Source organism: Cardiobacteriaceae bacterium TAE3-ERU3, assembly GCA_019218315.1.
Classification (GTDB): domain Bacteria; phylum Pseudomonadota; class Gammaproteobacteria; order Cardiobacteriales; family Cardiobacteriaceae; genus JAHUUI01.
The window spans coordinates 260905-280223 of record JAHUUI010000002.1; the positions used below are offsets into that span (position 1 = coordinate 260905).

Consider the following 19319-nt stretch of genomic DNA (forward strand, 5'->3'; position numbering starts at 1 on the left):
TATTAAAATAATAAGTTATGCCTATTTTTTTAGCAAGATACGCGTACTCTCTATAGTATGAATATCTGCGACACAGGCACAACACATTAAAGGGGGTTCCTTATTTTATATTTTGCTTACGTTTTCCGTATTTTATTGAAAATAAAATCAGAAAAGCCCCTGTAACAACAAGCTACAGAGGCTTTTATCAAATCAGAATAGTGAGCTTAGTTAACGGCATCGCCGCGAAGCACGGCTGCTTTCAAATGACCATAGCCTTGCTCATCCATTTGCGCCAATGGTACGAAGCGCAAGCTTGCACCATTGATGCAATAACGCAACCCGCCTTTGTCTTGCGGTCCATCATTGAATACGTGACCAAGGTGCGCATCGGCCACACGGCTACGCACTTCCACGCGGTGCATGTTAAATGCGTTGTCATCGTGCTCGGTAACAACTTCATCGACGATCGGGCGAGTAAAACTTGGCCAACCGCAGCCAGAATCATACTTGTCAGCCGAACTGAACAGTGGCTCACCACTAACGATATCAACATAAATACCCGGCTCGAACAGGTGATCGTATTCATGACTGAATGCACGCTCAGTAGCATTTTTCTGCGTCACATCGTAGGACAATGCTCCCAAGCGCTGACGAATCGTTTCTGCATCTGGCTTGCTGTAGCGGCTAGCATCAACTGTGATTTCTTCCGCAGATACCGGTTGGGCTGATGTGGTTGAATTTTCCAACGGAATATCTGCTTTTGATACATCGATGTGGCAATAGCCGTTCGGGTTCTTGGCAAGATAGTCCTGATGGTACTCTTCAGCTTTGTAGAAAGCAGTGAGTGGTTCATTTTCAACGACCAACGGCTTGCTGTATTTTTCCTGCTCTGCTTTCAGCGCAGCAGCGACGATATCCGCTTCGGCTGGATCAGTGTAAAACACACCAGTGCGGTATTGGGTACCGTGATCGTTGCCCTGACGATTAAGCGTGGTCGGATCGACGACGCGGAAGTAATATTGCAGGATGTCTTCAAGGCTGATGCGGTCGGCGTCATAAGTCACTTCGACGGTTTCCGCATGACCGGTATTATTGCGTACAACTTGCTGATAAGTTGGGTCTTCAGTATGGCCATTGGCGTAGCCGGAAACAGCGTCTATAACGCCGGGAATACGCTCGAAATATGCCTCAAGCCCCCAAAAACAGCCGCCTGCAAGATAGATTTTCTTGGCATTCATTACTTTTGCCTCTTGTTGATCAGATTTAGGTTGATAAAAAGATTTAGCTGCGGCAAGTGATTGATCCGGGTTATTAACCAGCATCAATGCTTGTTCTTTGGTGAGGTTGCCTTTGTGCAACTTGACCAGCTTGCCATTAGTACCGACCAACGCCCAACTCGGATAGACAGCGACGCCAATCTGGCGTGTCAGCTCACCACCATCATTGAGCAAAACGGGTAAGTCAGGATAAGACAAACCGCTGTACCATTCGATAAAGTCGCTGTTATTTTTTTCACTGAGATAGCCTGGGGAAGCAACGCTGACGATATTTACATCTGCAAAAGCCGGATCTTTACGCCATTCTTCAGTTTCAGCCAAAGTTGCAAGGCACAATGGGCACCAGCTCGCCCAGAATTTAACAAGCGTCGGCTTGCTGTTGTCAAACAGATTATCTTGCGCTGCATTCGGTGCGGATGGCAATGCACGTAGTTCCTTGCCAACATTACCCGGCAACAAACCTGAATTACCGCTAGATACGGCAAAAGCCAGTGCTGCACAACACAGTACGGCGCATGCTATGGTGATTATTTTACGCATGGTGGTTCCAGTCATTAGAAAAACATGAGGTTATCACAGTATTCATTTTATTTTTCATGAATACTTACAAATAATCCGGTCATGCCCAAACCAATCTTGCAGCTGCCTCAAGCGCACTTCATCAAAATCAAAGCGCCCGGGTATGCGCAACTCTGCTTGCGCCTCAACATCTCGTGCTGCAAAGTTGAGCGTCAACCCAGCACCCGGCTGCTCTTGGTCTTCAACCTGGTTAGCTTCAAGCAGACTACAAAATGCTTCCCATACACCAGCACTGTGATCACAATCAATCACGATCTTGCTCAGTAGCGCATACTGCGCTTCTTCGATTGTCCAGATTTTTTGCGCAGTTATGCGCCATTCATCTTTGAAATGAGCAAATTCTGCCTTGGCATCAATGATGAGCACTGCATCTTGCTGCAATAGATGATCTGCCTCATTTGCTAAATCACCAAATACGGATATTTCTCTTCGCCCTGAGCGATCATCAAGGGTAATAAAAGCCATTGGGTGACCCTTTTTACTGGTCATTTTACGCGCCTCAGTCACCAAGCCACCCAGCCGCAATGAGATACCATCGCCACGACGGTGTGGCTTAACCCATTGCTCAATATCTTCAGCGAGATCGCCGAGTTGATAGCTGCAAATATCTTGCAAGACGCCCCGCACAGCGTTAATTGGGTGATCACTCAAGAACAAGCCCAGCGCTTCCTTTTCATACTCCAGCTGCTCACGGCTTTCCCATGCTGCATCTTTGGATATATCGAGAATACTGGTTGCTGACTCATCACCACCGTCAGTAAACAAGCCAAACATGTCTTTTTGGTGGTGCTTTTGATTCTTATGATGCTGCTCAGCCAGCTTAATCGCCTGCGGAATAGCAGCGAACAATCCACCGCGATTAGGCTCGATAAAATCAAATGCGCCACAGCGGACAAGTGTTTCAAGGGTTTTTTTATTGAGCTTTTTGAGGTCTATTCGCTGACACAGATCAAGCAAGGATTTAAATTCGCCACCCGCCTTGCGTTCATCAAGCAGCACATTAACCGCTGCTTGACCAACGCCCTTGACTGCACCCAAACCATAGATAATTTCGCCTTGTTCACTAACCGAAAATGCATACTGAGAACGGTTGATACATGGCGGTAATACTTCAATGCCCATCTCTTGGCACTCATCGATCATCATCACGATCTTATCAGTCGAGTCCATTTCCGAGGTCAAAACTGCTGCCATCAGCTCAGCCGGATAATGTGCTTTTAGCCATGCCGTCTGATAGGCAAGCAAGGCATAGGCCGCTGAGTGGGACTTATTAAATCCGTACTCGGCAAATTTCGCCATCAAGTCAAAAATTTCGGTCGCAGTCTGTTGTAGTACGCCACTTTCAACGGCACGTGCAACGAAGATACCGCGCTGCTCATCCATAACTTCCGCTTTTTTCTTACCCATCGCACGGCGCAGCATATCCGCTTCACCGAGGCTATAGCTAGCGAGCGTCTGCGCAACCTGCATAACCTGCTCCTGATACACCATAACTCCGTATGTGGTATCGAGGATCGGCTCTAGCGCTGGGTGTGGATAAACGACTTTAGCCAGCCCGTGCTTACGGTTGATGAAGTCATCCACCATGCCTGATTGCAGAGGTCCGGGTCGGAACAGTGCCACCAATGCGATGATGTCTTCAAAGGTATCCGGTTGCAGCTTGCGAATCAGCTCTTTCATACCGCGCGATTCAAGCTGGAAGACGGCTGTCGTCTTGCACGACTTGAGCAAGGCAAACGCCTTCGGGTCATCCAGCGGTAGGCTAATAATGTCGAGCGGTGGCTGCCCTTCGCGCGCACGGCTGGTATTGACGAACGCCACCGCCCAATCAATAACCGTTAGGGTACGCAAGCCAAGGAAGTCGAACTTGACCAATCCGGCTGCTTCAATGTCGTCTTTATCAAACTGCGAGCTGATATTGCCGCCGGCGTGTTCGGTATAAACTGCAGAGTAATCACTGATTTTACTCGGTGCAATAACCACACCACCGGCGTGCTTACCAACGTTACGCGCCAAGCCTTCAAGCTTCAGTGCAATATCGAGCAATGCACGGGTTTCTTCATTGTTCTCGTACTGCTCGATCAACCCGGGCGAAACCATATCCGGCTTTTCCTGACTTTTCGCGGTACGGCCAAGCGCATCTGGCAAGGTCACGCCGAGTACGGTAGGAATCAACTTGGCAATGCCGTCCACTACCGGATACGACATCCCCAACACACGACCAACATCACGCACCACCGCTTTCGCAGCCATCGTACCGTGTGTTGCAATCTGCGACACTTTTTCACGACCGTATTTCTGCGCGACGTAATCAATAACGGCATCGCGCTTTTCCATACAGAAATCGACGTCGAAATCCGGCATCGAAACACGCTCAGGGTTAAGGAAGCGCTCAAAGAGCAGGTCATACTCAAGAGGATCAAGGTCAGTGATCTTTAGCGCGTAGGCAACTAGAGAACCAGCACCGGAGCCACGCCCCGGGCCAACTGGAATATCGTGATCTTTTGCCCATTGGATAAAGTCGGCAACAATCAGGAAGTAGCCAGGGAAACCCATGTCGCAGATAACACCCAATTCAATATCGAGGCGCTTTTGATAAATAGGCCTCGCCGCATCACGCTCAGCTTGATCGGCAAATAATTGCTCAAGGCGCAACTCAAGCCCACGGTGGGACTCTTCGTGCAAGTACTCCTCAATCGTCTGCCCCGGTGGAATCGGGAAATCGGGCAGTACGTTTTTACCCAGTGTCAGCTCAAGATTACAGCGCTCAGCAATTGCCACACTGTTTGCAAGCAAAGTCGGAGCATCCGCAAAGGTTTCGCGCATATCCGCGCAGCTGGTAAAGTAGTTTTGCTCGGTGTAGTTGTGTGGCCTACGCGTATCTTCAACCTGATAACCGCTACTGATACACACCCGCGCTTCATGGACGTCATAGTCCTCACTGCTTGAAAAACAGGCCAAATTGGTCGCGACTGCAGCAATACCCAGTTTGTTGCCAAGGCGCTGACATGCATTCATATAAGCCTGCTCGCCGGGCTTGCCAAGGCGGGCAACTTGCAGATAATAATTCTCACCAAATACGGATTGCCAATGATGCAAGCGCGCCTCAGCTGCAACCTCATCACCCTTGCTGATCAGCGCGGCAATATCACCATCCATCGCACCACTCAGAGCAATTAACCCTTCGCATTGTTCTTGCGTCAAGCGCGACATATTCACAGCCACTTGCCCTTGCGCCTGGTCTTCTTGATAAGCATAGCTAACCAATTCGCACAAGTGCACAAAACCACGGTGATTTTGCGCAAGCAGTACCATCTGCACAATGCTGCCATCTTCATCACGAAGTGATAAATCACAACCAATAATCGGCTTGATGCCGGCTGCGCGAGCCTTTTTGTAGAATTTAATGGCCGCGTAAAGATTATTGCGGTCAGTCAGCGCAATTGCAGAAGCATTTTCGGCTTGAGCAAGTTTGGTGATTTGCGCAATACGCAAGATGCTGTCACTCAACGAAAATTCGCTGTGTAAGTGCAAGTGGATAAAGTCAGCAGAAGTGGTCATAGTTCAAGCGTTGGCTGGGCAGCAATCATTTTAACGGGCGCATAGCTTAGCCGATGCAGCGCACAAATACCATGCGCCTGCATTGCTGTAATGTGCCCTTTTGTTGGGTAGCCTTTATGTGCAAGCAAGCCATAGTGTGGGTAAATTGCGTCAAGCAATGCCATTTGCCGATCACGCACCACTTTGGCAATGATCGAAGCTGCTGCAATCGCGGGGACGTCTCGGTCACCACCAACAACAGCGCGCGCCGGTATGTTGATTTGTGGCACAAATTTACCGTCGACCAATACTTCACTTGGCGTACAGTGCAATGCCAAAACTGCCCGTTTCATTGCCAATAAAGTGGCATGGTGAATATTGAACTGATCAATCTCTTGCGCTGATGCTTGTGCCCAACGCCACGCCACGGCCTGAGCGCAAATAGCACTAAATAATTGCTCGCGCCGACGTGCGGTAAGCTTTTTACTGTCAGTAAGGCCCGGTAAATCATAATCTGCAGGCAAAATCACCGCTGCTGCGACAACATTACCGATCAGTGCACCACGCCCCGCTTCATCAACACCAGCAATCACAGCGCACCACCACACAATGCGGCAATGGCAGCCGCAGCTCGCGCTGAGACATTATCAGGCAGCTGCGCTGCAACCGCAGCCAGCTCAGTACGCTGTGCTGCATGGCTGACGGGATCAGCCAATAAAGGAAGCAGCGCTGATGCTAACTCTTGGCTATTGCATTCATCCTGAATACATTCACGCACCACATCACGTCCAGCAAGCAAGTTCGGCAACGAAAAGCGATCTATTTTAAGCATTCGCTTGGCAATTTGTGCCGTCAGCCATTGTACGCGATACGCAACGACCATCGGTCGCTCAAGCAATGCTGCTTCAAGGGTAATTGTACCGCTGGTCAATAACAGTGCATCACAAGCACTCATCAAGAGATTACTCGGCGCATCGCTAATACTGATACCTTCATATCCTGCACACTGTTCGGTAATGGTCGGTAAAAATTCAGGCAATACGCAAGAAACGACCCCGTGTAGCTCGGGCAATTGTTGCCGCAACTCGGCAAAAGCACATAAATAAACTGGTAAAAGACGATTGATTTCACCACTGCGTGAACCGGGGAAAATGCCCAGGCGTAATGTCGCAGGCAAACCAAGCTGCCCTTCGGCTACAGCTTTTTCCATCGGCGCAATACGGTCGCGTAAGGTATGGCCAACGCATACCGCACGCACATGGTTACGCTGATAAACAGCAGTCTCGAATGGGAATAAACACAGCACCAAATCAACCGCCACTTTGATTTTTTCAATGCGCTTTTCTTTCCACGCCCACAATGACGGACTAACATAATGCACCGTCGTCACCCCACGACCACGCATATGCTGTGCGATGCGCAAATTAAAGTCCGGCGCATCAACGCCTATAAATAAATCGGGCGGATCATCATGCCAGTATTCCAATAAATCACTTTTCAGACGCAATAAATCGGGCAAATGCTTTAAGACTTCAACCAAACCCATCACCGAAAGGCGGTTAATGTCGGCAAGGCTCTGTAAGCCTGCATTCTGCATCATAGCACCGCCGATACCTGTAAAACGCACACTCGGCCACAGCTCACGCAGGGCCTCCATTAAAGGCGCTCCTAGCCGATCACCAGACTGTTCACCGGCGATAATTGCGATATGGCGTGGTGTCTGCACTATTACGTTCTGATTTAGCGGATCAAGCCGCGTTTTCCGGTCTCAGCGATAAAATCAGCAATGCACTGCACCACTGGCGCTTCCTTTGCCAGCTCATTGACAGCCAAACGCGCGTCTTTGAGCAACAGTCCGTCACGATAAATAAGTTTGTGCGCGGCTTTGATCGCATTGACTTCACTCGATTCAAATCCTTGACGCTTCATACCTTCGAGATTTAATCCCGCAGCTTTAGCCGGCATCCCGGCAACCATCGCATACGGCGGTACATTCTGCTTCACACCTGAAGAAAACGCACAAATAGCAAGGCGACCGATATGAACAAATTGATAAACCAAAGCATAGCCACCCAGAACAACATAATCATCTATATGCACATGTCCTGCAAGTGAAGCATTGTTGGCAAAAATAGTATGATTGCCAATCACACAGTCATGAGCAATGTGAACATAGGCCATGATCCAGTTATTCGACCCGACAACCGTTGTACCACCATCCTGAACCGTTCCACGATTAAAAGTACAAAACTCACGAATGGTATTGTGATCACCAATATGCAACCATGTTTCTTCACCTGCATATTTTTTATCTTGTGGTGCGGCACCAAGCGATGCATATTGATAAATAGTATTGTGTTTACCAATCGTCGTTGGCCCTTCAATCACCACGTGTGGGCCAATTTTTGTGCCACTGTCGATGCGCACGTCGGCACCGATCACACTATACGCACCTACAGAGACATCATCAGCAAGCTCAGCCTTTGGGTCGATAATTGCGCTGGGGTGAATCATCACGCACCGCCCTTACCTGCCGCAGTACACATAATTTCTGCATTACACACCACTTTATCATCCACTGTTGCTTTAGCATCAAACGTCCAAATACCACGGCGTGAACCTTTGAGTGCAACGTTTAAAATCAATTGATCACCAGGAACAACTGTTTTACGGAAACGCGCCTTATCAATGCCAACAAAGAAATAAATACCGTCTTCTTCCGGTTCATCAGGTAAGCCCATTTCTTTTTTACCGGATTTAACGCCGAGGATTCCGGCGGCTTGTGCCATCGCTTCAATCACCAGTACACCTGGCATAACCGGCTTCTTAGGAAAGTGCCCCTGAAAGTACGGCTCATTCATGGTAACGTTTTTTAGCGCCTTGATATGGCTTCCCGCTTCTACCTCAATGATGCGGTCAATCAGCAGAAATGGATAACGATGCGGCAAATAGCGGCAAATTTCTTCAATATCCATCATAGAATCGTTGGTTGTAGTCATTTTTCTTTTCCAAATAATTTTAATTTTCCGACAAAGCGTGCCCATTGGCGGTGCGGCATAACCGTCAAAGCTGAGCAATATAATCCGGGTTTGGTAATGGATTTACTTACTGAGGAGTGCCCTGTGAACTGCGCGCCATCACAAATTTGAATATGTCCGGCAAAGACGCTTGCCCCGCCAACAACGCAGTGTTTACCAAAACGCACAGAGCCTGCAATCACACAATTACCGGCAATAATCGTATGTGCACCAATATGCACGTTATGGCCGACCTGAATCAGATTGTCGAGTTTGACGCCATCTTCAAGGACGGTATCGCGAATTGCACCACAGTCAATGGTTGTATTCGCACCGATATCAACATCGTCTCCGATACGCACACCACCAAGTTGTGCAACAGCTTCCCAACGGCTACCAGTATGTGCATAGCCAAAGCCGCGTGAGCCGATTACAGCGCCACAATCAATAAAAGCACGTTCACCGATAACTGTCTTGCGCAACAAGCGAGCTCCAGCTGCAATATAGCCATCAGCACCAACTGTAACACCACTTTCGATGACAACATTTGCCCCAATAACGCAGCGGTCACCTATGCTAACACCTGCTTCTATGACGGCACCTGCTGCGATAGATACATCTTCACCAATTTTAACGCCATCAGCGATATATGCATTGGAATGAATGCCTATGGATTGAGCCGACGACTCAAAGCACTGCGCAACTTTTTTCCATGCCGTCTTCACATCTTTCACAACCAGCTGTGCTGCTGGTGTATCAACTTCCTCTGCAACAAGCAAAGCACTTAACTTTGTGTCAGTAGCGTATTTAGCATAGCGTGATTCTGCCAAAAAGCCGATCTCACCTATATGACCATCATCTATTGTCCCAGCGCCATTGATCACTAATGCTCCATCACCAATGAGCTTTGCGCCAATCTGTTTGGCAATATCATCAAGTTTAATTGTCATTTTGTTTCTGCCTTACTTCCTGTTGCAGGCGCTCAATCACAATCGATGTCAAATCAGCTTCTGCACTGACGTAAATCACGCCAGTATCATTGAGAATAACGTCATAGCCATGTTCTTTGGCCAAATTAACGATTTCATCAACAACTTGCTGCTGTAGCGTTGCCAGTTCTTCATTGCGCCGTACGCTGTACGCATCACGAAAAGAAGCATTGATCCGCGCAAATGTACGGCGCTTGGCAATTACCTGCTTTTCAAGCTCGGAATATTCATCCCCGCGTGGCATATCAGCAAGCTGGGTTTCAAACGCCTGTATTTCATCAGACTGCCTATCAAGCTCAGCCTTTTGTTGCGCGAACTCGCTATCCAAGCGAGCTCGTAAAATTGCAAGCTGTGGAATGGAAGCCATCACACGGCGTAAATTAACAAACCCTAATTGAAGTGAATCACCATTGGCCTTGTGTAGTTCTCCTTGCAGTTGACGACCAACAATATCAGCTTGCGCTGCAGAGACAGTTTGCTCATCATCCAGAGTAGTTTGTTCACTTAGCCAACTTGCATTAGTAGATTCTACATCTGTAGGTTGTACTGTCTCTTCATGGGCTTCCTGCTGCTCCTGTGCATTAGCTTGGGCACTAAATATGCTACCAAGTAGTATCAGCAGAAAACTTCGTCTCAAGCTCATTAGAAACTCGTACCAATCGTGAACTGGAACGACTCTGTCTGATCGCCATCTTTCTTGTTGATCGGTTTTGCCCAGCTAAGCTTGAGAGGCCCAAGTGGTGAACGCCACTGTAATGCGACACCAGCAGAATAACGGAAATCGCTCGCATCAAAATCGCTAACTGAGCTATATACGCTGCCAAAATCGACAAACCCACCTACACGATAACTTGCATCCCGCTTTCCGAAGCCAACAGGGAAGTAGAGCTCAGCACCACCATTTACGCGGAAATCACCACCTGCATTATCACCGTTGCTGTATTTAGGCCCGATTGAGCCATACTGATAGCCACGTACAGTTGAGATACCACCTGCGTAGTAATGACGGAAAAACGGTAAATCATCTGTCTTGCCATAGCCATCTCCATAGGAAACCTGCCCACGGAGGCCTACAACCATCGAGTTTTCACCAAAATTAAAGTACGTATTATTTTGAAGTGCTGTCTTATAGTACGTTGCTGTACTACCAGGCGCTGTTACTTCTGCACTGATACGGTTATACGTACCTTGAGTCGGCATGTAATCATCATCGAGCGTATCTCTTGCCCAAGAAAGAGTCAGTACGCCTTCGTGGTACTTTTTCCCGTCCCTATCGATGGTATCGCGGATTTCTTTTGCAACATTATTACCCAGTGTAATATCGAGACCACGGTAACCACCGCCAAAGTAGATATTTTGATACTCACTGAGGGGATAACCAAAAGTTACCGTTGCATTACGGTCATCAGAAGCCCAATTTGATAAGTCTTCCTGAGCAAAATCATAGCTTGCATAAGATAAGTTATATGTTGCCGAAATACCATCAGCCGTAAAATAGGGATCGGTAAATGAGAAACTGTATTTCTCTGTTGATTTACTTTTGCCAAAACCAAGGCTCAAACGGTTACCAGTACCAAAGAAGTTATTGTCACCATACTCAAGGTTGAACAATGCTCCGCTACCCTCACCGTAACCAACACCGCCTTGAATGAAGCTGGTACTCTGCTCTGTAATTTCATAATTGAGATCAACCAGACCATCTTCACCAGGTACAGGAATGATATTTTGCTTCAGCGTCGCTACCTGAGGTAAACGCCGTAACCGCTCTTCTGAACGCTGTATATCTGAAGCTGAAAACGTACTCGCTTCCTGCTGACGCATCTCACGGCGAAGTACTCGATCATAAGTCTTATCGTTACCTGTGAAATTGATCTCACGGACATAAGTAATTTCACCGGGCACAACGACAAAATTGAGGCTAACTTCTTGAGTCAAAGGATCAACTTGGGGTTCAATCTCAATATTCGCCTGTGCATAGCCTTCATCAGCCAACCGCTGCTTCAACGCACTTGCAGTTTGCTGAACGAGGCTTCGGTTATAACGTGAAGGGGTCGAAAAGCTGACCAATTGATCAAGCTCAGAAAGCGGCACAATTGTCTTACCACTAATAGTGTAATTGGTAATGGTATAAGGTAACCCTTCATCTACAGTTACCGTCCAATAAAGATCCTTCCGATCAGGCGTAACAGCCACTTCTGAAGATTTAACCCGGAAATTGATAAACCCATTGTTTAGGTAGAAATCTTCCAGACGTTCAAGATCTTTAGCTATACGTTGTTCATTATATTGATCAGAACTGGTAAAGAATGAATTCCAGCGCCATGTTGTCGTATCGAACAACTCAATCAATTGATCATCGCTGTAGATCTTATTCCCGACAATATCGATCTGCTTGATGCGCGTAGAGCGACCTTCGGAAATATTCAGGTCAATCGCAACACGATTGCGTGGCAAATTGCGAACAGTCGGGGTAATTTCAACATTATATTTACTGCGCGCCTGATATTGCTGTGCCATCTCGTTAGTCAGCTGATTCACCAAAGCAGGATTGAAGCTCTGGCCTTCTGCAAAGCCAATCTCAGCGAATGACTGTTTCAGATCACTGGTCTTTAATGCCTTGTTGCCCTCAATATTGATCTCGGCAATGGTTGGAAACTCCTTGACCAGAACGACCAGCGTCTGACCATCACGAGCAAGCTTCACATCTGAAAACAAACCTGAGTTGTATACAGACTGTATAGCGGTAATCGAGTCATCTAGATCAAAGGACTCTCCCGGCTGTACCGGCAAATACGAAAACACAGTACCAGCGGAAACCCGTTGTAACCCTTCTACACGCACATCGGCGATACGAAATGCCTCTGCGTAAGCAGCAGAAGATAAGGCGACGGATACAGCGCCAGCCAGCAGATGCTTTTGAAGCTTGTTGCCCATATCAAATCCTGAAAAAATAAAGCAGCATCTTAGCAAATGCTGCTCATCTCTGCCAATGGAAATGCGCGCAATAGCGAACAATAAACAGGTAAAAAGTACTTCTCTCGGCGCATACCTTCCTAAGTGTTATGCTCTAGTGCCAAAAAGCACTCTACCTATCGCACTATTTATACAAGTGGCATTTTAAGAACACAAAAAAACCGCCCGAAGTATTCATCAGGCGGTTTAGGTGTAAATACGCACAAAATCAATCTTTCATGCTGTCGCGAGTTTCTTTCAATACTGCAGCGCTCTTTTCCAGCCCTTCCTGTTCTTTAGCTGAAAGATTCGGCTTAAGCACCTGAATAATACCATTTTTACCCAATACACAAGGTAAAGACAGGCACACACCATAATCACTCGGCGTACTTAAGGTATAAATACCGCGGCGGTCACCCAAAATACCGGAAACAATCTTCATTACCGATGCGCCGATACCGTAATAAGTCGCCTGCTTGCCAGCAATAATCTTAGCTGCAGCACCTCGTACTTTCTCTTCAATTTCGCTACGGCGAGCTTCTGACCACTCAGCACCACTTTGGAGCATAAATGTATCCAAAGTTAGCCCGGCAACACGAGCACTGTCCCAGCAAAGCACTGAGGAGTCACCATGCTCACCAAGCACTGTTGCATGAATATAGCGCGCACTGACGTTGCTTGCTTGTGAAATCAAACCACGGAAACGCGCTGTATCAAGCAATGTACCAGTACCTAAAACAAGCTCAGGATTAGGATGCAAACTGCGTGTTACATCAGTCATGATGTCAACCGGGTTTGTCGCAATAACCACAACAGCATCAGGGGCATATTTAGCAACTTCCGGAACAATCTCACCAAAAATAGCGCTATTACGAGCAAGGAGATCAAGCCTAGATTCACCCGGTTTTTGATTAACACCAGCGGCAATAACAATGACTTTAGCGCCCTTGAGGTCTTCATAATCACCAGCACGCACACGAGTTGAACCTGCGATTGCCGCACCATGGGCAATATCTGCCGCTTCTGCAACAGCGCGATCATGATTCTTATCCAAGAGTACCAATTCGCTACAGGCATTGCTCAACGCAATTGCATTAGCTGATGCTGCGCCGACAAATCCCGCACCAATTACACCAACATCTACCATGACAAACTCCTTTCCGAATTAATAACACAATTCATAAACTTTTGTCTGTTTCACAATTTTGCACTTTTTCGCACAAAGTTGCAACCATTAAAGCTTTAATTGTGTGCATCCGATTTTCGGCCTGATCAAAGACAAGAGAATGGCTACTATTGAAGACTTCTCTTGCAACTTCAATACCATTCAAGCCATGTTCTTGAAAGAAAAGCTCTCCTGTCGGGGTGTTACGGTCATGGAAAGCAGGGAGGCAGTGCATGAACTTAACATCACGATTTCCACATAAAACCATTAATTCCACATTAACACGATAAGGCATTAACAATTCTACACGCTTCCCCCAAGATGCCTTGTCTTCCCCCATCGAAAGCCAAGTGTCAGTGTGAATAAAATCGCAATCCTGAACCGCCGAAATGGCACGATCCGTAATCAGAATGCGTGCCCTGCTCTCTTCGGCCAACTCGTGAGCCTTTTTGACTACAGCTGCATCAGGTTGCAATGCTTTAGGCGCAGCAATGCGGACATCCATTCCCATCAAAGCCCCCGTAAGGAGCAGTGAATTACCCATGTTGTTGCGCGCATCCCCTAAATAGGCAAAGCGCATATCATGGAAATCCTTGTTGCAATGCTCACGCATAGTTAGTAAATCAGCCAGCATTTGCGTTGGATGAAAATCATCTGTTAAACCATTGTAGACTGGAACGCCTGCATGCTCAGCCAACTCATCAACAGTGCGCTGAGCAAAACCACGATACTGAATGGCATCATAAAAACGCCCCAATACTTTCGCTGTATCGGCGACACTTTCTTTATCACCCAGTTGAGAGCGACCGGGGCCAAGATAAGTACACTGAGCCCCCTGATCAAAACTGGCTGATTCAAATGCGCACCGGGTACGGGTCGAGCTCTTTTCGAAAATCAACACAATCTTTTTCTTGTTCAAATAAGCTGTTTCCTGCCCAGCTTTATTATCCGCTTTCAATTTAGCGGCAAGATCAAGCAGTGCAATCACGTCATCGCGTGAATGCTCAACCAAACGAAGTAACGATTTTTGATACCAATGATTCATGATGATGTGCCTGTTTATATGCCTTTAACGAACTTCTATTTCGCCGGAAGGTTGAGCGAGAATAACGACATCTGCAGCCTGACGTGCAAATACGCCATTAGTCACCACACCAGGGATATTATTGATTGTTTCTTCAAGTGTATACGGATCACTGATGCGCAGATGATGTACATCGATAATCCAATTACCATTATCAGTCACCACACCTTCACGCCAACGTGGCTCCCCACCTAATGCGAGCAACTGACGCCCGACATAGCTACGCGCCATAGGAATAACTTCCACGGGCAATGGAAATACACCCAAAACGTCCACTGCTTTTGATGCATCAGCAATACAAACAAATTTTTTGGAAGCGGCGGCGACAATTTTTTCACGCGTTAATGCCGCGCCACCACCTTTAATCATATATTTGTTCGGATCAATTTCATCGCAGCCATCGACGTAAACATCAATTTCGTCACAGGCATTTAAATCACGCACCTGATATCCGGCTGCTTTGAGCGCCTCGGTTGTTCCTTCAGAAGAGGAAGCAATATCCTTGAACTGTAAACCACTTTTGCCCAACGCTTCGACGAATTTCAGTACTGTAGAACCACTACCTACCCCCAAAGTCATACCATCTTCAACATATTCCAGTGCTTTCTCTGCTGCTTTTTGCTTTAATACGTCCTGATTCACGTTTTACTCCGGTTAAATTCAACATGACACAACAGTATATCGAGAAAATCCTCACCGCGCCTGTCTACGACATCGCCATCGAAAGCCAACTTGACACCTTGCCACGCCTATCAGCCAGATTAGGCCATACTGTCTTGTGCAAACGTGAAGATCTACAGCCGGTTTTTTCCTTTAAATGCCGCGGTGCGTACAACAAAATGTATCGCTTGAGTCAAGAAGAGCGTGAACGCGGCGTCATTTGCTCCTCAGCCGGAAACCATGCCCAAGGTGTCGCACTGTCTGCCAGCAAACTTGGCATTAATGCAACCATCGTCATGCCCGGCACGACGCCGGCAATCAAAGTTGATGCCGTACGGCGCCTTGGCGGAGAATGGGTTAATGTCGTGTTGCATGGTGATTTTTATGATGAAGCATCTAAGCACGCACAAGCATTGCAATTAGAACATGGCTTAACCTATATCCATCCTTTCGATGATCCAGATACAATTGCCGGCCAAGGCACCATAGGTCTAGAAATTCTGCGCCAACACCCTCGCCCGATTAACGCTATCTTTGCCCCAATCGGTGGTGGTGGACTCATGGCCGGTGTTGCTCTACTGGTCAAAGCATTACGCCCCGATATCAAGCTAATAGGCGTAGAACCGGATGATGCAGCTTCCATGACCGAAGCCGTACGCCACGGCAAACGCACCACGCTCGATCACGTTGGCATCTTTGCAGATGGCGTCGCAGTCAAGCAGCCCGGTGAACACACTTACGCCATCATCAAAGAATTGGTTGATGATTTCATCACCGTCAGCACTGATGAAATCTGCGCTGCAATGAAGGACCTCTTCGACGATACACGCGCCGTTGCAGAGCCATCCGGTGCACTCGCCACTGCCGGGCTCAAAAAATGGGCGGCACAGCAAACCAACAAGAACCAAACCCTGATCAGCATCGTATCTGGTGCCAATGTCAATTTCGATCGCCTGCGCTACGTTGCTGAGCGTGCAGAAATTGGCGAGCGCCGTGAAGGGCTATTTGCCGTCACGATTCCAGAGCGCCCTGGTACATTCCTCAAATTCTGCGAACTGATTGGCGACCTTGCCGTCACTGAATTCAACTACCGCTACCAAGACAACCAGCAAGCGCAAATCTTTGTCGGCATCCAGCTAAGCGGCGGACAAAAGCAACTCGACGAAGTCATGAACAAGCTCAACGAACACGGCTACACCACCGAGAACCTGACTGATAACGAACTCGCCAAACTGCATCTGCGCTATATGATCGGTGGTGCGGCGGCTGGTATTAACAATGAATACTTGTTTCGCTTCGGCTTCCCCGAACGACCCGGCGCATTACTGCATTTTTTGCGTACTCTTGGCGACGATTTCAACATCAGCCTATTCCACTACCGCAATCATGGCTCAGATTACGGCCGTGTCTTATGTGGCATCCAAGCCGATGACCCTAACTTACTCGAACAGCACCTTGAACGTATAGGCTATGAGTACAGCGAAGAAACGCAAAACCCTGCATATCGTCGCTTTTTACAGCCAACCTAAGGCACAAAAGAAACGTATAAAAAATGGCGGGATTTCCGCCATTTTTATTTTTAGCTTATTTGAATGGCTAAAAACGGTACTGAGCTTTGAGCGTCCAAATGCCATTGTCATTCTGCAGCCAGCACACACTGCTGTAATCATGCGCGGATATATTTTTACCAAGCAATTCACTCGTGATGCCATGTATCCACGGTAAATGGCCGACAATCACAGCATCTTGCCCTTCCAGCTGTTGTAGCGTTTCGCGCACACAGGAAAATCCGCAGCCCGGGTTTAAGCCATCTAATACTGTCGCATGCTCATCGTAGTATGCGACAGTTTGCTGGGCACGTGTCGCTTGTGAGCAGTATGCTGGAAATTTGATGCCTTGATCTTTGATCCATGCAGCAGAATCCGCCGCTTGCTGCTGTCCACAGTCAGTCAGAGGCCGCTCAAGATCACTACGGGCAAAGCCGGCTTCCGCATGGCGCCACAAAATCCATTCGTACATTTACTTCTCCTGCAAAATTGAACAAGTACCGCCTTAATGTGCCTGATAGAGTAAGCGTGCGCGGATTGTTCCTTCGATACTCTTAATTTGCTCCAATGCGACGGCCGCATCATTTTGATTCACATCCATTACCAAATACCCAATTTCACCTTTGGTGATCAAACTCTGCGCAGAAATGTTGATATCGTGTTCGGCAAACAAGCGGTTAATTGCCGAGAGTACGCCTGGGCGGTTTTTGTGAATATGCAGAATACGCAGCGTCCCTACCTGACGTGGCAACGCAATTTCCGGGAAATTTACTGCACTAACTGTATAACCGTTGTCGAGAAACTGGGCAAATTTCTCAGCCACTTCAAGCCCGATATTGGCCTGTGCTTCAACGGTAGAACCACCAATATGTGGCGTCAGAATGACATTATCTAGGCCACGTAATGGACTATCTAGCGGTTCATCATTACTTTTTGGCTCAGTAGGGAATACATCTATCGCAGCGCCGCCAAGATGGCCTGAAGAAATTGCCTCAGCGAGGTCGTCAATTTCCACACAATGCCCACGCGCAGCATTAATCAGTATTGCACCTTTTTTCATCAAGTAAAGCTCGCGTGACTTAATGATGTTTTTGGTGCTTGGGAGTTGTGGCACGTGGAGAGACACAACGTCCGAGCGTTGCAGCAAGTCATCCATGCTCGATGCAGCTTCAGCATTACCCAGAGGCAATTTGGTCAATACATCGTAAAAAATAACCTTCATACCCATGCTTTCTGCCAATACTGATACCTGAGTACCGATATTGCCATAGCCAACAATACCCAGCGTTTTCCCACGCGCCTCAAATGCACCACGTGCCTGCTTCGGCCAGGTGCCGTTATGCACCGCCGCGCTTTTACTCGGCAGCCCGCGCAATAAAGCAATAATTTCACAAATAACTAACTCAGCTACCGAACGAGTATTGGAATACGGTGCATTAAATACTGGGATGCCGAGTTCTTGCGCCGCATCCACATCCACTTGATTGGTGCCGATACAAAAGCAACCAATCGCCTTTAAGTGAGGTGCTTTTTCCAACACTTCACGAGTCAGCTGTGTACGCGAACGAATACCGATGACGTCTGTCTTCTCGAGTTGTTTATCTAACGCATCACCATCAAGTGCCGTGTCAAGCAGCTCAACTTGGCTAAACCCGGCTTGCTTGAGTGCCGTCACGGCATTTTCATGGATGTTTTCAAGCAAGGTGATATGCACGGCTTTGTTATTCATACTGACATTCCTCAATGTGATAAATCGTTAGCCCTCTGCGGGCGGATAAAACTTGCAATACGGCCAGATAATGCACCGTCGCGGCGATGGGAAAAATAACCGGCATCTGCAAATGTACAAATACCAGCATCAAAAATACGCGCGCTATCAATACCCGATGCGCTTAGCTGCGCACCGGCAATAGCGGCAATATCAGCTTGCCAATGCCCTACTTTTCCTGCACTGAAAAAAGCACTGTATTTGCTATCAAGCGCGATAAAGCGGTCGCGAAAAGCATCATCAACTTCATAACTCGCCTGCCGGATACACGGCCCAATCCATGCGTAAAGTGTCTCTGCCGAGCTGTGCATTTGCTCAATAGTTGCGCCGATAATCCCTTGATAAAGCCCTTGCCAACCAGCATGGATTGCAGCGACCTCACTCCCTTCTGCATTCGTAAGCAGGATAGGAACGCAGTCCGCTGTTAACACTACCGGCATAAAAGCTGGATCTCGACTGATCACAGCATCTGCTTCAATGCCTGGCTGATAGGTTTCTTGATCAACTACTGTTGCAGAGTGCGTCTGCGTCAGCCACATCGGCGTCACATTTTCAATATCGAGAATGGCTAACCACGCTTGGCGATTGGCCTCCACAACCATGCGATCACAAGAAATATGGCGCGCCAAATTGAAACCATTATCAGCGTGTGGATGATCTGTACGGGTAGTACCGCTGAGCAGTGACAATGGCCAGTTTGCTTGTGTGTATAAATCATTCATATTAGCGCTTCGATCAGGGTTGGTTTTTTAGCGACGC

General features: G+C 47.6%; 16 protein-coding genes. 1 reads left to right on the forward strand and 15 read right to left on the reverse strand.

The window, feature by feature from the left end; all coding sequences use genetic code 11:
• Positions 1-206: 206 nt before the first annotated feature.
• From msrAB to rpiA, 12 genes are all read right to left on the reverse strand, one after another.
• Positions 207-1799: a bifunctional peptide-methionine (S)-S-oxide reductase MsrA/peptide-methionine (R)-S-oxide reductase MsrB gene (msrAB, locus tag KRX19_04620; protein MBV7434306.1), complete on the reverse strand. Its 1593-nt coding sequence runs from the start codon at positions 1797-1799 to the stop codon at positions 207-209.
• 54 nt (positions 1800-1853) lie between these two features.
• Entirely contained in the window at positions 1854-5399 is a 3546-nt protein-coding gene (gene dnaE, locus KRX19_04625) for a DNA polymerase III subunit alpha (GenBank protein ID MBV7434307.1), read from the reverse strand.
• Entirely contained in the window at positions 5396-5971 is a 576-nt protein-coding gene (gene rnhB, locus KRX19_04630) for a ribonuclease HII (protein ID MBV7434308.1), read from the reverse strand. Before rnhB ends, dnaE begins: the two co-directional genes overlap by 4 nt.
• On the reverse strand, positions 5968-7107 hold the full coding sequence (lpxB, locus tag KRX19_04635; GenBank protein MBV7434309.1) for a lipid-A-disaccharide synthase: 1140 nt from the start codon (positions 7105-7107) through the stop codon (positions 5968-5970). Before lpxB ends, rnhB begins: the two co-directional genes overlap by 4 nt.
• 11 nt (positions 7108-7118) lie before the next feature.
• The gene (gene lpxA / locus KRX19_04640) at positions 7119-7892 is read right to left on the reverse strand and encodes an acyl-ACP--UDP-N-acetylglucosamine O-acyltransferase (GenBank protein ID MBV7434310.1); all 774 of its coding nucleotides are present in this window, start codon (positions 7890-7892) and stop codon (positions 7119-7121) included.
• Positions 7892-8356, reverse strand: coding sequence for a 3-hydroxyacyl-ACP dehydratase FabZ (gene fabZ, locus KRX19_04645; GenBank protein MBV7434311.1), 465 nt, complete (start codon positions 8354-8356; stop codon positions 7892-7894). The genes lpxA and fabZ overlap by 1 nt, the downstream gene beginning before the upstream one ends.
• Positions 8357-8373: 17 nt before the next feature.
• Positions 8374-9345 carry a UDP-3-O-(3-hydroxymyristoyl)glucosamine N-acyltransferase gene (gene lpxD, locus KRX19_04650; GenBank protein ID MBV7434312.1) on the reverse strand — a complete coding sequence of 324 codons (972 nt, stop codon included), beginning with the start codon at positions 9343-9345 and terminating at the stop codon, positions 8374-8376.
• A complete protein-coding gene (locus tag KRX19_04655) occupies positions 9335-10027 on the reverse strand; it encodes an OmpH family outer membrane protein (GenBank protein ID MBV7434313.1) in 693 nt (230 codons plus the stop codon). Before KRX19_04655 ends, lpxD begins: the two co-directional genes overlap by 11 nt.
• Positions 10027-12318 carry an outer membrane protein assembly factor BamA gene (gene bamA / locus KRX19_04660; GenBank protein MBV7434314.1) on the reverse strand — a complete coding sequence of 764 codons (2292 nt, stop codon included), beginning with the start codon at positions 12316-12318 and terminating at the stop codon, positions 10027-10029. Before bamA ends, KRX19_04655 begins: the two co-directional genes overlap by 1 nt.
• Positions 12319-12565: 247 nt before the next feature.
• Complete coding sequence (locus KRX19_04665; GenBank protein ID MBV7434315.1) at positions 12566-13483, reverse strand: L-lactate dehydrogenase; 918 nt, start codon at positions 13481-13483, stop codon at positions 12566-12568.
• A 31-nt stretch (positions 13484-13514) separates the two neighbouring features.
• A complete protein-coding gene (gene argF / locus KRX19_04670; protein MBV7434316.1) occupies positions 13515-14546 on the reverse strand; it encodes an ornithine carbamoyltransferase in 1032 nt (343 codons plus the stop codon).
• 24 nt (positions 14547-14570) lie between these two features.
• Positions 14571-15227 carry a ribose-5-phosphate isomerase RpiA gene (rpiA, locus tag KRX19_04675; GenBank protein MBV7434317.1) on the reverse strand — a complete coding sequence of 219 codons (657 nt, stop codon included), beginning with the start codon at positions 15225-15227 and terminating at the stop codon, positions 14571-14573.
• A 23-nt stretch (positions 15228-15250) separates the two neighbouring features.
• On the opposite strand from rpiA, the gene ilvA reads away from it, so the two are divergent.
• Positions 15251-16774, forward strand: a complete 1524-nt coding sequence (ilvA, locus tag KRX19_04680) for a threonine ammonia-lyase, biosynthetic (protein MBV7434318.1) — start codon at positions 15251-15253, stop codon at positions 16772-16774.
• A 67-nt stretch (positions 16775-16841) separates the two neighbouring features.
• On the opposite strand, the gene KRX19_04685 is transcribed toward ilvA, so the two are convergent.
• The 3 genes from KRX19_04685 to pgeF are packed head-to-tail and all read right to left on the reverse strand — an operon-like array spanning position 16842 to position 19282.
• Positions 16842-17264, reverse strand: coding sequence for a histidine phosphatase family protein (locus tag KRX19_04685; GenBank protein MBV7434319.1), 423 nt, complete (start codon positions 17262-17264; stop codon positions 16842-16844).
• A 33-nt stretch (positions 17265-17297) separates the two neighbouring features.
• The gene (gene serA / locus KRX19_04690) at positions 17298-18521 is read right to left on the reverse strand and encodes a phosphoglycerate dehydrogenase (protein MBV7434320.1); all 1224 of its coding nucleotides are present in this window, start codon (positions 18519-18521) and stop codon (positions 17298-17300) included.
• A gap of 11 nt (positions 18522-18532) precedes the next feature.
• Positions 18533-19282 (reverse strand): peptidoglycan editing factor PgeF, encoded by a 750-nt coding sequence (pgeF, locus tag KRX19_04695; GenBank protein ID MBV7434321.1) that lies wholly within the window; start codon positions 19280-19282, stop codon positions 18533-18535.
• Between the last annotated feature and the right edge of the window lie 37 nt (positions 19283-19319).

Excerpts from the sequence above, each read along its gene's own strand:
- msrAB (MBV7434306.1), bottom strand. The coding sequence starts at position 1,799 with ATGCGTAAAATAATCACCATAGCATGCGCCGTACTGTGTTGTGCAGCA.
- dnaE (MBV7434307.1), bottom strand. The coding sequence starts at position 5,399 with ATGACCACTTCTGCTGACTTTATCCACTTGCACTTACACAGCGAATTT.
- lpxA (MBV7434310.1), bottom strand. The coding sequence starts at position 7,892 with ATGATTCACCCCAGCGCAATTATCGACCCAAAGGCTGAGCTTGCTGAT.
- fabZ (MBV7434311.1), bottom strand. The coding sequence starts at position 8,356 with ATGATGGATATTGAAGAAATTTGCCGCTATTTGCCGCATCGTTATCCA.
- lpxD (MBV7434312.1), bottom strand. The coding sequence starts at position 9,345 with ATGACAATTAAACTTGATGATATTGCCAAACAGATTGGCGCAAAGCTC.
- KRX19_04655 (MBV7434313.1), bottom strand. The coding sequence starts at position 10,027 with ATGAGCTTGAGACGAAGTTTTCTGCTGATACTACTTGGTAGCATATTT.
- bamA (MBV7434314.1), bottom strand. The coding sequence starts at position 12,318 with ATGGGCAACAAGCTTCAAAAGCATCTGCTGGCTGGCGCTGTATCCGTC.
- KRX19_04665 (MBV7434315.1), bottom strand. The coding sequence starts at position 13,483 with ATGGTAGATGTTGGTGTAATTGGTGCGGGATTTGTCGGCGCAGCATCA.
- argF (MBV7434316.1), bottom strand. The coding sequence starts at position 14,546 with ATGAATCATTGGTATCAAAAATCGTTACTTCGTTTGGTTGAGCATTCA.
- ilvA (MBV7434318.1), top strand. The coding sequence starts at position 15,251 with ATGACACAACAGTATATCGAGAAAATCCTCACCGCGCCTGTCTACGAC.
- KRX19_04685 (MBV7434319.1), bottom strand. The coding sequence starts at position 17,264 with ATGTACGAATGGATTTTGTGGCGCCATGCGGAAGCCGGCTTTGCCCGT.
- serA (MBV7434320.1), bottom strand. The coding sequence starts at position 18,521 with ATGAATAACAAAGCCGTGCATATCACCTTGCTTGAAAACATCCATGAA.
- pgeF (MBV7434321.1), bottom strand. The coding sequence starts at position 19,282 with ATGAATGATTTATACACACAAGCAAACTGGCCATTGTCACTGCTCAGC.